Below are 14851 nucleotides of genomic sequence, written 5' to 3'. Positions count from 1 at the left end.
GCATTGGAGTGTGCGGACGATTTACTTTCGAGCACGAGTAGTCGGCCTTCATCAACCTCTACGACCTTCCTAAGGTTATCGAACGCGGACGTAACACCGTGTCGGATAACAACCGAGAGCTTGCGCTCTTCCATCTGTCGCATGGGGTCGAGGCACCGACCCGCCCGGCCGCATGTCTCTCAGCATCATCCTACCAAGCATGGCTTCTCTCCTTACCGAAATATGTGTAATTTGAAGTACGTTGCGCTGCTCAGCCGGTGTCGTTGACGACCGTCACTTCATGCAAGCGCGACGACGGATTATCCTTGCGGCATCCGATGTCTGTGGGCCTGGATGCGGAGAGCTGTTGTGATGGCGAGTACCGATCCTTATGACCTGCTTGGCGTGGCTCGCAATGCGTCGCAAAAGGATATTCAGGCCGCCTATCGGAGGCTCGCTAAGAAGCTGCATCCTGATCTGAACCCCGGTGACAAGGAGGCGCAGCGCAAGTTCCAGGAACTTTCCGCGGCATACGATATCCTTAACGACGAAACGAAGCGGGCCCGTTACGACCGCGGCGAAATTGACGCATCAGGAGCCGAACGGCCGCCGCGCCAATATTACCGCGACTTTGCGCAGGCAGGAGCAGGCTCCGAGCGCTATGAAGATCCCTCCGGATTCGCCGATTTCGGCGACGCTGACGACATCCTCTCAGCCTTTTTCTCGCAAGGCCGTCGCGGCTTCCGCCGGCGCGGCGCCGACATGCATTATCGGCTGGAGGTCGATTTCCTTGACGCCGTTAATGGCGCAACACACCGCATCGTGCTTCCGGACGGCTCTTCCCTCGACGTTGCCATACCGCCCGGCGCAAGGGACAGCCAAACACTTCGCCTGAAGGGAAAGGGGGAACCCGGCGCACAAGGTGGAGGATCGGGCGACGCAGTGATCGAACTTACCGTCCGCCCGCACCCCTTCTTTGAGCGCGACGGCAACGATATCCGCCTCGAATTGCCGATTTCATTGAGCGAAGCCGTTCTCGGGGGCAAGGTGCCTGTTCCGACCCCAACAGGTCCGGTTACCGCTACGATCCCAAAGGGCTCGAACACCGGCAAGGTCCTGCGCCTCAAAGGTAAGGGCGTCGCCGAGCGAAGCGGCAAGCGCGGCGACCTGTACATCACCTTGAAGGTGATCCTTCCCGACTCGCCTGATTCCGAACTCGAAGAGTTCCTGTCGCGATGGCCCGGACAAGCTTATAACCCACGGCGGAAGATGGGGATGTGATGCTTACTGCCAAGGAGTTTTGTGTCTCGGCTGGAATTGCAGACGAAGCACTGGCCGCCTGGATCCAGGCGGCTGGATTTCTCCGCGGGAAACATCAGATGGCTGGCGGCTCTCCGACATTGATCTCGCACGAGCCCGACTCATTCTCCACCTTCACGGACCGATGGGCGTGAATGACGAAGGCATCGCGCTGGTGCTCCATCTGCTGGATCAGATCCACGGTCTTCGCCGTGCGCTGAAGGGCGCAAATGCCAGCTATCGGCAAGTCACGATCACCTCGACAACAAGGAGATCTGGCCGAAAGGTCAAAGAGGAGGGCGCCCGGAAGGAGTGACGATGGGCGCATCCTGGCTCTCGGCAGCGTCTATGGCTCATCCGGTACCGGCCGACTGGTGAAAGAGTGATCACGACTTGGCACTGCCGGAGGGTCGCGTCTCGTCGTCAGCTGTGCGCACGCCTTCCCCGGCTTGTGAAAGTCTAACGACGCCGACGAGCGCGGGCCGCAGGAGACGGTCGTGGTACAGATAGCCTGGCTGGATCACATGGCTTACCGTTCCCGGTGCGTAACGCGGATCGCTGGTTTCGAAGCTGGCCTCATGCAGATGAGGATCAAACGGCTGGCCGAGCGGATCGAGACGCGTCAGCCCATGCTTTGCAAAGGTTTCGATGAGCGCACGCCGCGTCGCATCCACCCCCGTCAGGAGATTGGCCACCGCGGACTCCTCGCGTTTTTCCTGTGGCACACTGGCGATCGCCCGCTCGAGATTATCGATCGACGGCAGCAGGTCGCGGGCAAAGCCTGATGCAGCAAATCTCATCGCTTCATCCTTATCGCGCCGCGCTTGCGCGCGGACATTTTCCTGATCGGCCAGCGATCGCATCAGGCGACCCTTCACCTCTGCCAATTCTGCCGCGAGTGCCTCGATTCCCGGCTCTTCCATCGGCCTTTCATCGTCAGCGTGGGCTTTTTCCTTAGTCATGCATGCCTCCCGCAACGGAACGCAATAGTCCTCTACTTCGAGTCCTTCTGCCGGTCGACTTCCTCGTATTCAGCGTCAACGATATCATCACCGCCGCTGGTTGCGCCTTGCTGTGTCTCTGCCTGATCGCCCGTACCGCCTGTGGCCTGGGAAGCCTTATACACCGCCTCACCAAGTTTGGTTGCGGCCTGCATCAGAGCGCGCGTCTTCTCCTCGATTCGCTGGACATCGTCGCCGTCAAGCGCGGACTTGAGTTCGGAGAGTGCATTCTCCATCGCCGTTTTGTCAGCGGCGCCCAGTTTGTCGCCATGCTCGGCCAGTGATTTTTCCGTCGAATGTATCAGGCTTTCCGCCTGGTTGCGGGCTTCCGCCATCGCGCGACGCTTCTTGTCCTCCTCGGCATGGGCTTCCGCCTCCTTCACCATCCTTTCGATATCCGCGTCGGAGAGACCACCCGAAGCCTGAATACGGATCTGCTGCTCTTTACCGGTACCCTTGTCCTTGGCATGGACATTGACGATGCCGTTTGCGTCGATGTCGAATGTGACTTCAATCTGCGGCAGGCCGCGAGGCGCCGGCGGAATGCCGATGAGGTCGAACTGCTCCAGCAGTTTGTTGTCGGCCGCCATCTCCCGCTCACCCTGAAAGACCCTGATGGTCACGGCCTGCTGGTTATCCTCCGCAGTCGAGAAAACCTGGCTCTTCCTTGCGGGGATCGTGGTGTTGCGCTCGATCAGGCGCGTGAAGACACCGCCGAGCGTTTCAATGCCCAGAGAGAGCGGGGTCACGTCGAGCAACAAGATGTCCTTGACGTCTCCCTGCAGCACGCCGGCCTGAATGGCGGCGCCGATAGCGACAACCTCGTCCGGGTTGACCCCCTTATGCGGCTCCTTGCCGAAGAAGTTCTTCACGGTCTCCTGAATCTTGGGCATACGGGTCATGCCTCCGACCAGGACCACCTCGTCGACATTCTTGGCGTCGACGCCAGCATCCTTAAGGGCGGCCGTGCACGGTTCGATCGTGCGCCGCACGAGATCGTCGCCAAGCGTTTCAAGCTTCGCGCGAGTGAGCTTGATGTCGAGGTGCTTCGGCCCGTTCTGATCGGCCGTGATAAATGGCAGATTGATGTTGGTTTCCAATGTCGAGGAGAGTTCGATCTTTGCCCTCTCTGCGGCCTCCCTCAGGCGCTGAAGGGCCAAGCGATCGTTGCGCAAGTCAATTCCCTGCTGCTTTTTGAACTCATCGGAGATGTAATCCATGATCCGTTTGTCCAGATCCTCGCCGCCGAGAAAGGTGTCGCCGTTCGTCGATTTGACCTCGAAGACTCCGTCGCCGATGTCGAGGATCGAGATGTCGAAGGTGCCTCCCCCGAGGTCGTAGACGGCGATTGTGCCGTGGCCTTTTTTCTCGAGCCCGTAAGCAAGAGCCGCTGCCGTCGGCTCATTGATGATGCGCAAGACCTCAAGGCCGGCGATCTTGCCGGCATCCTTTGTTGCCTGGCGCTGGGCGTCGTTGAAGTAGGCCGGCACGGTAATGACAGCCTTGTCGACCTTATCGCCAAGGTAGCGCTCCGCCGTCTCCTTCATTTTCTGCAATATGAAGGCGGAAATCTGGGAAGGAGAATATTTTTTCCCGTTTGCCTCAATCCAAGCGTCGCCGTTGTCGCCGCGGACAATCTTATACGGAACGAGCCCTTTATCCTTCTCGGCGATGGGATCGTCATAACGGCGGCCGATCAGGCGCTTGATGGCAAAAAGGGTGTTCTCTGGGTTGGTTACCGCCTGGCGCTTCGCCGGTTGGCCAACGAGAACCTCTCCGTCCTTGCCAAACGCTACGACAGAGGGTGTTGTGCGTGCGCCCTCTGCATTTTCGATAACTTTTGCCTGCTTGCCCTCCATCAGGGCGACGCAGGAATTTGTCGTTCCGAGATCGATGCCGATTACCTTGGTCGTCATGTTCGTCTCCGTCCCTGGCTACGGCGCGAGGAAAGACACCAGCGCGCCTGGATGTTCTTTCGCGCACGGCTGCCTTGACGATCGTCAACATGCGGCCACGTCTTCAGGTAAAAGCAGCCGGTTTCCGGCATCATACCAAAGTGCCGGATACTGCATCAAAGAATTTTTTAGGCGCGCGCAGAATCAATGAAAAACCGAAGTGGTCACCAGCGCCAGCAAGAGATCGACCTGTTGGGCCGATCTTGCGGTCAGGCGCTTACCGCACGTATCATCCATGATAGCGTTGGTGCAGCGATCGGTTTGTGCCAGCAGTTGTGTCCGTGATGGATTTAGTCAGTTTGCTTTCGCTTTGCCGCGGACGGATTCCGGGCGTCCGCAGGCGAGCATTCGGTTGAGAACGGCGACGCCGATGGCCACCTCTGTCAGTTGAGTGGGGCAAGAACGTGCCCGCAGGCGACGCCCGATGATCTCCTTGTATCGACTCATTGCCGTTTCAATTAAAGCCCGTTTGCCATAGCCGGTGGAGGCCTGCCATTTTAGCCGACCATCGGCCTGGATTGATGCGACATGACAATCCCGTTGGTTTACCGGCTCAGCCTCCTGTCTTGCCACGGCCGTTGCGCGCGGTGGAATGACGATCTTTGCTTCAGTACTGTGGCGCAGGACAGCGTTGTAGGTTGGATCCCCATCATAGGCGCCATCGGCGGTGAACCGGCCAATCTCATCGTCGATCTGGTCGAGCAACGGCGCCACCTGCGAGGCATCGCTGGTGTCCTGATCTGTCAACGCATGCGCAATGATTTCGCCACTGTCGGCATCAAGCGCCAGATGCAACTTGCGCCAGCCACGGCGGGACTTGGCACCATGCTTTTCTTCAAGCCATTGGCCTGCGCCATAGATCTTCAGCCCGGTGCTGTCGACCAGCACGTGAAGTGGAGCATCTGGCTCAGCCCGTCGTTTGGCAGATGGTTTCCAGGTTCTTGCCCGTCGGCTGAGGGTCGTGTGATCGGGCACGGGCAGATCCAATCCCATCAGCGCAAGCACCGAACTCAAAAGCCCTTCGCTTTGGCGCAGCCGCAGTCCGAACGCTATGCCCAACATCAAGGTCGTCTCGATGGCGAGATCAGAGTAATGCCGCTGACCACCGCGTGTCGTTCGGCGCGGTGCAGCCCAACCCGACAGCGCCTCCGGCGTCAACCACAGGGTTAGGCTGCCGCGACGGCGAAGACCCGCTTCATACTCCCGCCAGTTCGCCGCTTTGAATTTCATTTTGCCGATGCGATGTCGGCGGGAGGCGTTATGTTTATGCGGCATGCCGGTTCATTCACGCTGGTGTCGGTCGCAGCCGCTTAGATGGAAAATGTTGAAATTTGATCCGTGCACCAAAGTCGCGCCTCGTGAATGCTCTTCAGCCCGGGTGCGAACTGTCGCCATTCATCATGGCCGAAATAGTTGTAATCGGAGCCGGTGGCGATGACGAGCTGATCATAGGACAGCAGATCGGCATCAGACAGTGACAGCGTGCGCGACGGCGGATCGATGCCGACCACCTCTGCCATGATCATGTTGATGTTCTTGAAACGGGCAAGTGTCTTGCGGATCGGTTCGGCGATGTCTGCCGGCGACGGGGCGGCGGTCGCGACCTGGTATAGCAGGGGCTGAAAGAGATTGTGATAGCGACGGTCGACGACCGTCACATCAATATCTGGGGCGTTGCCTAATTCCATGGCACAGGCCAGGCCGCCGAAACCGCCGCCAATGATGACGACATGGCGGGAGGCACGGTGTAGGGCATCAAGGCCATGTCGGTCGGGATACGCAGTCATGGATCAGCTCCGTCGATTGCTTGGGATAGGTCGCGCGCTCGACCGGCGCTTCATGTCGGCAGGCCAAAGCACCGCAATGAGAGCAGGTCTTCAAGCGTGAGGTTTGGGCCGAAGAGAAGAAACGACCACACCGGTCGGGTCGCGAAGACAAGACCAAGACCGAAAGCAGCCCAGATCAACGCCGTGCGGACTTCACGCAACATCTCAGCCATTTCGTCGCCTCATCAACAATACGCCGATGGCGACCATCGCCCCACCCCAGGCAAGGAAGCCGAGGTCCCAGAAGAGCCACTCTCCGCGAGGAACGGTTTCGTTGACGTGGTGGAGGCCGAAAACCTGATGGTCGACAATGCCTTCGACCAGGTTGAATGCTCCAAAGCCGATCAGCATTGTCGCGACGAGGTCGGCTGTCGGCCAGCGAAAATGGCTGAGGCGGCCAGACCGCCACAGGATGAAGAGTCCGGCGAGCACGAAGACGTAGGTACCAGAATGGAAGACGCCGTCCCAGAAGGTGTTCAGCTCAAGGTTCTCGATCGTGGTGATCGGATACCAGGAACTGAGCATATGGTGCCATTGCAGAAGCTGGTGGAGCACGATGCCGTCGAAGAAGCCTCCGAGGCCTAAGCCCAAAAGTAGGCCGGCGGATAGCGGGAAGCATCGTGTCGGCCGCCGCTCCAATCTTATCATGCGAGGACCCTAGCCGAGACGGCCGCTTCAACAAACGCGATGCGGGCAAGCTCCGGGCTACCGTGACTCGCGATCGCGTCGACGCAGCGACGCTTGGCGACGGCATATTCCGGCTGACTGCTAGACGGCCAGCGGTGCAGAAGCGCCGCCAATGCCGCGTCCGGCCCGTTAATGCGTTCCCGCATGCCGTTGCCAATCCGGACGAAGACGGGCGATTGCCAGGTGACGTGGAAATCGACGTCGATGACCTTGTCCATGAAAGACCTCCATTCGTTTCGTACGGACGAACCAGCGCAGGGGATGCAAGTTCCCTGGCCTCCGACTTGGGTGCGCAACCGAACGGGTCACAGCATCGTCGGGACGACCAAGTTCCTGGCGTTGCGAAGCTTCTCTGCTAAGAGATCGGCTCGCAGTGCTCCGGGCGGAAGGCTTCTGAAGCGACGTGCTGCGGTAATCAACGGACGCGATTATGCCAGATCTATCGCAGGGGGGCTCTCAGGTCTTGAAAGGAACTCAACCTGCGGCCTCGGGCCGGCGACGTGAAAACAGGCGACCGACCAGCTGATAACCATCTCAGGGACATTTCAGATCGTCTACTCCGCCGGCGCCGCGACGGATAGCAGCCACGGGCACGGGAGAAACAACGTTGATCAAGCACCCGCATGCCGATTTTCGATCATGTCGGTGACCTTGTTGGCCAGCTCAGTCATTACAAACGGCTTGGTGATCACCTCCATGCCGGCCTCAAGATGACCGTTGCCGACAGCTGCGTTCTCCGCGAAACCCGTGACGAACAGAACCTTCAGGTCCGGCCGGGTGAGCCGCGCGGCGTCGGCGACCTGACGACCGTTCAAACCACCGGGTAAGCCGACATCGGTGATGAGCAGATCGATCCTGACGTCGGTCTGGAGAATTTTAAGTCCCGACGGACCGTCTTCCGCTTCGAGCGCAACATATCCGGCCTCCTCGAGCACTTCCACGATGAGCATGCGAACGGTCGGCTCGTCGTCGATGACGAGCACGGTTTCGCCGGCACCCATTTCCGGGATCGGTGTGTCCACTGCCTCAGCATCGTCCGTGATCTCGCCAGTATAGCGGGGGAGATAGAGGCACATCGTCGTTCCGTGCCCAGGTTCGCTGTAGACGCGGATCTGGCCGCCGGACTGCCGCACGAAACCGTGTATCATGGAAAGACCGAGGCCCGTGCCCTGACCGATCGGTTTGGTCGTGAAGAACGGATCGAAGATCCGGTCGGCGATGTCTTTCGGGATGCCTGTTCCCGTGTCGGTGACGCACACCGAGATGTATTGTCCGGGTGGCAGGTCGCGCTCCCGCCCGGCACGGTTGTCCAGCCACTTGTTCGCGGTCTCGATCGTCAGTTTGCCGCCCCCCGGCATCGCGTCGCGAGCGTTGATGGCGAGGTTGAGGAGCGCGCTTTCGAGCTGGGCGGTGTCGACCCGGGTAGGCCAGAGGCCCGCGGCACCAACGACCTCGACCTTGATGGCCGGGCCGACGGTGCGCGTAATGAGATCCTCCATACCGAAGACCAGCCGGTTCACGTCAGTCGGTTTCGGATCGAGAGTCTGACGGCGGGAGAAGGCAAGCAGCCGCTGGGTCAGCGCCGCGGCGCGCTGCGCGGAGGTCTGTGCACCCCTAATGAAGCGATCGATGCCATCGCTCCGGCCTTGAGACAGTCGTCTTTCGATAACTTCCAGGCTCCCGCTGATCCCGGCCAGAAGGTTGTTGAAGTCGTGCGCGATACCGCCGGTGAGTTGTCCGACAGCCTCCATCTTCTGAGCTTGTCGGAGCGCCTCCTCTGCTTCCGCTCGTCTGCCGATCTCGGCTTCAACCTGTTCTTCGAGGCGCTCGTTGAGCTGGTGCAGCCTCTCCTCGGTGGCTTTACGCTCGGTGATGTCGATCACAGTACCGACAAACCGTGTGCCGCGACCGGGATTAAAGAACGCGCGTCCGCTCGCCGCTATCCACCGCTCCCTGCCGTCCTCAATGCCAATCGTTCGATATTCGATGTCGTAGCGCCCTGAGCCCTGGGGATCGATCGCGCGGCGGACGGCCTCATCCGCGCGCTCACGGTCGTCCGGATGAATGCCCGCGATAAAGGACCGCTCGTAGGTGACTGTCGCCTCTGGCGACAGGCCGAAAAGCTGCTTGCAGCGAACGTCCCATCGAAGCTCATTGGACGCGGGATCGTAGTCCCACGTGCCGATTTCGGCCGCTTCGGTGGCCAGCCGCAATCGCGCCTCACTTTCCGCCAGCTCGGCTTCCGCTTTACGGCGTTGCGCGAGCTCGCGTTCTAGCGCCTGGAATAGCCTGGCGTTGTCGATTGCGACCGCCGCCTCGGCCGCAAGGCCTTCCAGGCCCCGCTCCGAACGATCGTCGAAGACGCCCACGTCGGCATGGCCGAAGAACAGGCCCCCGGTCACCTCTCCGGTACGCGAGATGACCGGCACCGCCAGATAGCTGCGAACAGGAAGATGTCCCTCGGGCATGCCGGCGCGTGGCGCGTTCTTGCCGTACCGTGGATCCATGGTGATATCGTCGGATCGAACGATACCTTCGCCTCCGAAGGTCGGCGCGAACACCGCCGTATTACGCGGCATTGGGAACTTGGAGAAGGCTTCGGCTGGCACCCCGGAGAGGGTGTAAAGCATGTAGCTCTCTCCAGCCTCATTTTCGACATTGTAGAAAAAGGCACCAAATTGAGCGCCGGTCAGCTCAACGCCCGCATCAGTGACGATCTGGACGAGTTCCTGAAGATCCGACTTGGCCGCAAGGGCGGAGCCTGCTAGGTTGAGTATCTCGAGCGCGCGGCGTTCCGCCGCAATCGCCTCCTCAGCCGCCCGCTCCTCCGTGCGATCGCGCAGGATCTTCGTGAACCCGATCACCGTACCGGCCTGATCGCGGATCGGCGACATCTCGCCGACGGCCCAGATCTTTGATCCATCACGACGGATACGCCAGCCTTCCGTACCGCCGCCGCGGCCTATCGTCAGCGCATCGTTCATCTCTTGTCGGAGCGCTGCGGCACCCTCTCCGGGTGGGAACAAGCGCTCCAGTGTTTCGCCCAGAACGTCAGCGGCGGTCCAGCCCAGCATCCGTGAGGCGCCCTCGTTCCAGCTGGTCACCCGGCCTTCGAGGTCACTGGTGATAATCGCCGTACCAACCGCGCTGTCGACAATCTGACGCCACTCGTCAGCGCTTATTGCGCCCTCGCTCATTCTTCCCCCGGAAAACATTCCTCTGAATCGGGTCTAAACGCAAAGCCATTGAATTGGTTGCAAAAGTCAGCAGCTTTTAAACGGTCGACCGTTCGCTCGTGATGTTCCATGCCGGATCCAGCATGTAGATCGCCTAGTCGGCAACTGGCTCGATGAGAAGCCGATAACGCCGCTCGGCGGTTGAACTCGCTGTAGCTTTTTTCGAAGAGAAGCTCCAAAGCTTGCGGCGAACACATCACATGTAGGGCGTCCTTCGACCTTCGCCCTGCAGATTTTTTGTAGCTAGTTTGACCGAACACGGACTACCTAAAATGTTAGGCTGACTAATCGTTTGATCTTATCAGCGCGATGTCGGAATATTCCTTGCCCGCCGTTGATTCGTGTGCGGGCTTTGCGCCCGGCCCCCCCCCACGGCTTTCTGGCCGGCCGAATCGAACCCTGGCAAGTCGAACCATAGCTGCGGCGAGCCATTGGGCGTGTCGGCGCGTTGGCGGTGCCCCCCCGCGGGCCGAATGAATTCGATGCAAGCTGAATGCAACAAGAGCATTCAACTCCCAGATGTTTCTCCGGGCTTCTGGATTGCTCGAAACCGCGTCCCACGGTACTTGTTTCAAGCTCACCCTTTGGGTGGTACGGGTCCCCAATCTTATCTCGCCGCGGGAGGCTAAGTGTGTTTGCCGGCTTCGATTCCTCTCTGCTCGATGATCTCGAATTCAAGGAAGACTCCGTCAGGGAGGTGATCATCTTACCCATGCTAACGCGCCTCGGTTACGCTCCATCGGGGGAACACCGCGTGGTGCGAAGCAAAATTCTCACTCATCCATTCATCTACGCCGGGACCCGGAAGCTACCAATCAAATTGATCCCGGATTACACCCTCACTTCGGGGGGAAAGGTAATCCTAGTGCTCGATGCTAAAGGTCCTAAGGAGGATGTTTTAAGCCGGGAGGCCGTACAACAAGTCTATAGTTATGCGATTCATCCAGAAGTGAAATCACAGCATTTTGCGCTATGCAACGGCAAACGCCTTGTGGTGTTCAGCGTTGATCAAAGCGATCCGATTCTATCGGTCGACTACGCTGGTTTTGTGCCACGTTGGGAAGAAATCGAACGGTTCCTATCGCCGAGGACACTGAGGGAACCCAGTTTGCGCCGCTTCGCCCCAGATTTCGGATGCGCGCTTTCGCGGCTGGGATTGGCAGAAGGCGCAGAGGTAGTCCTCATGCCTGCGGGTATCAATCTTGTCGGCAGGCTGGACGATAGACTGATGACCGCCGGGGCTAATGTCGAGTTCGCAGGCAAGCAACACTGCGTTAGTTTTGATTTTGACCGACGCTTCCTTCCTGCCATGCTGTCAGGGCTTCCCCACGAATTAGCATCAGCATTTGCCAACGCTTTGGAGCGCGCACCGTTTCAGGCCGCTGCAGAGCTTGTTATCGAGCTCGATTTGCGAACGGCGCTCGGCGCAGAAATTCTCGGCGAGAAGGAAAGCTTTCGCCCTCTCATCATCAAGGAGGTACTCGCCTCCCGCTTTAATCCGATGCCGATGAACGAAGAACAATCCAATTTTCCGCCAAACCTCTTCCGATTGCGAAAGGCTTTCACCGTCTCGAAATGATGTCGAACGCGCATCTACCCGCATAATGCTGAGCTACAGCGCCTGCCAGACTAATGCCGATCGACCGAGCTCTTCCGCGGCAAGCATTATCAGCGTCGGCAGCAGTGTAGGGGCGTTGGCATCCAGCCGGTTGCCGAAACGCCGCCAGTTGATTGACTGTCAGCGCGGCACCGACGGTATACCGGGCATCACGTGCGAGAGCGATTGCACGATCTCAATGCCCTGGCCGGGGATCGTCGCCTCGACCGAGGCCCGAGCAAAATGGTAGCAAAAGAACTGATGTGAAACGAGCCGAACCTGGAACCCGCTATTTCGTGCGAGTGGAAACCAAGAAGTAGAACTTTGATCCGGGATTGCAACCGTTGTCTTGTGCCAGCAATCCCGTAGCGCCGCCTGCCGAAGTTACGATCTCGGACAGGCGGCGGCGGCGCCGGGGCTACCTATAGGGCCCCTGGCTTTTCGCTTGCACTGTTGGACACTCGGCACCTCCTCAGGTGACGCCTTGTTTACGCAGAGGCGATATCCCTCTGATCGCTCTCATTTGCTAGGAAAAGATCCGATCATGCATCCCCTCTCTTCGCTGCGGCATCGCGATGTATTTCTCCCTCTTGCTGACCCGCTGGCGCGACAGAGGCGGATCGCCGTCCGCGGAAATGGTGTTGAACGCATCTACTGGATCGAGAATTCAACCATCTTGGATGAACAAATCACGATCAGCGACGAGCTAGCACTCTTTCGGCTGCCGGACCGCGGCAGCGACGAGGCGCGCATGATTGACACGATAAACAACGTCGTCAGCTACCTTGTATATCACAGCAAGTCCGGGCAGCTGTCATTCGACGTCCTGAAGTGCTTGGCGGTGAAGACGGCGGGGGTCAATCCCACTCTTGTTGAGCCGACCATCCGCCTGATGTTGTCGGAGGGTATGCTGAAGGCTTCGCCTGCGAAAAAACGAGACGGAGCGGTGACTATCGGGCTAACAGGCGAAGGCCGCCGGCTCGAACAGATCCGTATTCATGCGACGATGCTCGCATCAGACTTGAAGGATCGATCGCAGCAGCTTGGCCAGCTGATCGGTCATCGACCCACGATCGGTGCAGACAAGGAGGAGCTCCTGCGATCCTTCCTGGAGCAGAGGCTGCCGCGCCGCTATCACGTGGCAACCGGCTTCGTCCATGGCTTCGATCAGCAGATCGATATCTTGATCTACGACCAGATCGACTACGCGCCGCTGTTCCGGATCGGCAATCTTGTAGTCGTTCCGCGTGAGGCGGTCAGGGCGGTCATCGAGGTGAAGTCTTATCTCAGCAAGAGCAAGTTTCGCACGGCCCTGAAGCAAGTCACGGAATGTGCCCGCCCGCAATGGCCATCACCGCCGGTGTTTAAGGGCATTTTCGCCTTCGGCGGCATAAGCGCTCCTCCACTTATCGAGGAATGGAAGTCGTTCCATCGACTGCCAAGCGACGACCCGGATGATGGAATATCCTATGTCCCGATCACTGATATCTACACAATGGTGGACATGGTTTGCATTCCAGACAAATTGCTTCTGGCAAGCGGTTACACAGATAACACCGAACCTCAACCAATGATTGAGGAACTGGGGAGCTATGCCGGACGGCCGCTCCAGGCAGCGGTGTTCTTCGACATGCTAGATCGATATCTCCGTATTCCGCTGGACGGATCGATCAAGCAGATTCCCCTGGCGCCCTATTATTATTGCGATATTCGCGCCAAGGCTGAGCACTGCTTCTATACGCCAGGAGAGCTTGCCTACTACCTCTCCGACCGACCAGAGTCCGACATTTTTCCCCAACAGCGAGATCGGATGAAACAATGGATCGAACAGGCAGGCGCCTGGACACCGCAAACGCCCGGAACATAGCACTAACATTGCAACATTCACCGTAGCGAGGATTCTCGTGGACCTGGACGAAGCTGACGTGGCATAGGCGTCACAGGGAGGTTCGGACGACGCCCCGCAGTACGGTATTTGGATAAAAAACGACCTTGTCCTACGCCTTCTCTGCACTCCACGAAAAAAAGCGCACTTGTATGGACACGTCAGATCCGGGGCATGATCTGAGTTGCGCGGGCGAGCGTTCTTGCCGCAAGGCCAACATACCATGCGTTCATGCGCCTGTCCCAGCTGCGGACTTCACAGAACGTCTTCCAGTCGAATTCGTAAAGCGCAACCAACTGCCAGTCGGCGTCGATGCGTACGACGATCAGGTACTCAAACAACTGTTTGTCCGGATCCTCCCGGTCGGGATAAACGGTCCCGGTCTTACGGGCATCAAGCACGCCTTTGATCGAATAGCGATCGCCGCGTCTGGATAGCGCGTCAACGTTCTGTGTGCCTGTCGGAGCAGGCTGCAGGTTGGCACGACCCGGCGTAGCGTTATAGGTCGCAATCGCAAGGCTTTCCGCAACCTGACCGACATTTAGGGCCAGACCGCGTTTTTTGAGCTCTGCCGCGACACGTGCGCGCAAACGAAGCAGGGCGAGATCACTGAGGCGGACCAGCTCATCAGAAGGTTCCTCCAGTTGAACCGGCACGGTTTCGTTCATGAATCCCTCCTGTTTCTACGTCTCGATAGTCTGGTCAAAGGCGACTGCATTTTTCAAGATGCGAAACCCGGATTCTGCCAATCTTACAAAGACATATTGAAGGCAGCTTCAGGATCGGCATTGCGGATCCAATAGATGTTCGCTATATGTTCCAATTCAAAATCGCAGTCCACAGGATTTGAGTGAAGTCATGATGCAATATGCACCACTTTGGCATAGGTTCGGCGATGTCTGCACCCGGTATGATTCATGCAAGCTCCAGCTCATAAGAAAACCGTCAGAACGTCTGTAATGCTTCCGGAAGCGGTTCATAACCGCATCCAGTCGCTTGCAGATGCCAGTGATGTTTCCGCCGCGTGGGTTATCCGTGCGGCAGTCATGCAGTTTCTCGCGGAGCACGGTGAAGAGACGAACCTCCCGCTGCGTCTTCCGAGATCGAAAGAGGATGTGAGATGAGCGCGGACACGATTCGTCAGAAAATCGCCCGACTACAGGCCGGCGGCAAACCGCGACTTCTGGACCTCTTTGCCGGATGCGGTGGTCTTTCACTCGGCTTTCACTCGATCGGCTTTTCCGTGCGTGCTGCGGTAGAGTTCGATCCGGACGCAGCGCGTTCCCATGGTCTGAACTTTCACGGTGGTGACGCACGTCACAGCAAGGCGCGCGACATCATCAATACACACCCTGAAGATCTTGTTGCAGAGCTCGGTCTGGGACC

Annotated in this window: 15 protein-coding genes; 6 read left to right on the top strand and 9 right to left on the bottom strand. The window is 58.7% G+C overall.

Annotated elements, in window-relative coordinates; genetic code table 11:
- Positions 1-351: 351 nt before the first annotated feature.
- A complete protein-coding gene (locus ACPYOJ_RS31275; protein WP_481419713.1) occupies positions 352-1260 on the top strand; it encodes a DnaJ C-terminal domain-containing protein in 909 nt (302 codons plus the stop codon).
- A gap of 19 nt (positions 1261-1279) precedes the next feature.
- Complete coding sequence (locus ACPYOJ_RS31270) at positions 1280-1594, top strand: chaperone modulator CbpM (RefSeq protein ID WP_481419712.1); 315 nt, start codon at positions 1280-1282, stop codon at positions 1592-1594.
- 70 nt (positions 1595-1664) lie between these two features.
- Here ACPYOJ_RS31270 and ACPYOJ_RS31265 read toward each other — a convergent pair whose 3' ends face one another.
- From ACPYOJ_RS31265 to ACPYOJ_RS31230, 8 genes are all read right to left on the bottom strand, one after another.
- Positions 1665-2240, bottom strand: coding sequence for a nucleotide exchange factor GrpE (locus ACPYOJ_RS31265; protein ID WP_481419711.1), 576 nt, complete (start codon positions 2238-2240; stop codon positions 1665-1667).
- A gap of 32 nt (positions 2241-2272) precedes the next feature.
- Complete coding sequence (gene dnaK, locus ACPYOJ_RS31260) at positions 2273-4195, bottom strand: molecular chaperone DnaK (RefSeq protein WP_481419710.1); 1923 nt, start codon at positions 4193-4195, stop codon at positions 2273-2275.
- Positions 4196-4528: 333 nt separating this feature from the next.
- Positions 4529-5509, bottom strand: a complete 981-nt coding sequence (locus ACPYOJ_RS31255) for an IS5 family transposase (RefSeq protein ID WP_481419709.1) — start codon at positions 5507-5509, stop codon at positions 4529-4531.
- Between the two features lie 35 nt (positions 5510-5544).
- Positions 5545-6021 carry an NAD(P)/FAD-dependent oxidoreductase gene (locus ACPYOJ_RS31250; protein WP_481419708.1) on the bottom strand — a complete coding sequence of 159 codons (477 nt, stop codon included), beginning with the start codon at positions 6019-6021 and terminating at the stop codon, positions 5545-5547.
- A 50-nt stretch (positions 6022-6071) separates the two neighbouring features.
- Positions 6072-6233: a hypothetical protein gene (locus ACPYOJ_RS31245; RefSeq protein WP_481419707.1), complete on the bottom strand. Its 162-nt coding sequence runs from the start codon at positions 6231-6233 to the stop codon at positions 6072-6074.
- Complete coding sequence (locus ACPYOJ_RS31240) at positions 6226-6708, bottom strand: DUF2243 domain-containing protein (protein WP_481419706.1); 483 nt, start codon at positions 6706-6708, stop codon at positions 6226-6228. Before ACPYOJ_RS31240 ends, ACPYOJ_RS31245 begins: the two co-directional genes overlap by 8 nt.
- Entirely contained in the window at positions 6705-6965 is a 261-nt protein-coding gene (locus ACPYOJ_RS31235) for a DUF982 domain-containing protein (RefSeq protein ID WP_481419705.1), read from the bottom strand. Before ACPYOJ_RS31235 ends, ACPYOJ_RS31240 begins: the two co-directional genes overlap by 4 nt.
- A gap of 393 nt (positions 6966-7358) precedes the next feature.
- Positions 7359-9944: a PAS domain S-box protein gene (locus ACPYOJ_RS31230; RefSeq protein WP_481419704.1), complete on the bottom strand. Its 2586-nt coding sequence runs from the start codon at positions 9942-9944 to the stop codon at positions 7359-7361.
- A 670-nt stretch (positions 9945-10614) separates the two neighbouring features.
- Between ACPYOJ_RS31230 and ACPYOJ_RS31225 the strand changes: the two genes are divergently transcribed.
- Positions 10615-11562 carry a hypothetical protein gene (locus tag ACPYOJ_RS31225; protein ID WP_481419703.1) on the top strand — a complete coding sequence of 316 codons (948 nt, stop codon included), beginning with the start codon at positions 10615-10617 and terminating at the stop codon, positions 11560-11562.
- 562 nt (positions 11563-12124) lie between these two features.
- A complete protein-coding gene (locus ACPYOJ_RS31220) occupies positions 12125-13447 on the top strand; it encodes a DUF6602 domain-containing protein (protein ID WP_481419702.1) in 1323 nt (440 codons plus the stop codon).
- A 179-nt stretch (positions 13448-13626) separates the two neighbouring features.
- Here ACPYOJ_RS31220 and ACPYOJ_RS31215 read toward each other — a convergent pair whose 3' ends face one another.
- Positions 13627-14133, bottom strand: a complete 507-nt coding sequence (locus ACPYOJ_RS31215) for a hypothetical protein (RefSeq protein ID WP_481419701.1) — start codon at positions 14131-14133, stop codon at positions 13627-13629.
- A 249-nt stretch (positions 14134-14382) separates the two neighbouring features.
- Here ACPYOJ_RS31215 and ACPYOJ_RS31210 point away from each other — a divergent pair, with 249 nt between their 5' ends.
- Both ACPYOJ_RS31210 and ACPYOJ_RS31205 read left to right on the top strand, forming a co-directional pair.
- Entirely contained in the window at positions 14383-14589 is a 207-nt protein-coding gene (locus ACPYOJ_RS31210) for a ribbon-helix-helix domain-containing protein (RefSeq protein ID WP_201271752.1), read from the top strand.
- The coding region (locus tag ACPYOJ_RS31205; RefSeq protein WP_481419700.1) for a DNA cytosine methyltransferase at positions 14586-14851 on the top strand (266 nt) is incomplete at its 3' end. The genes ACPYOJ_RS31210 and ACPYOJ_RS31205, both read left to right, overlap by 4 nt.

The organism is Rhizobium sp. SVR5-9E (assembly GCF_056755095.1).
The sequence above is the reverse complement of the archived record's forward strand: the minus strand, read 5'-3'. Positions and strand labels throughout refer to the sequence as shown.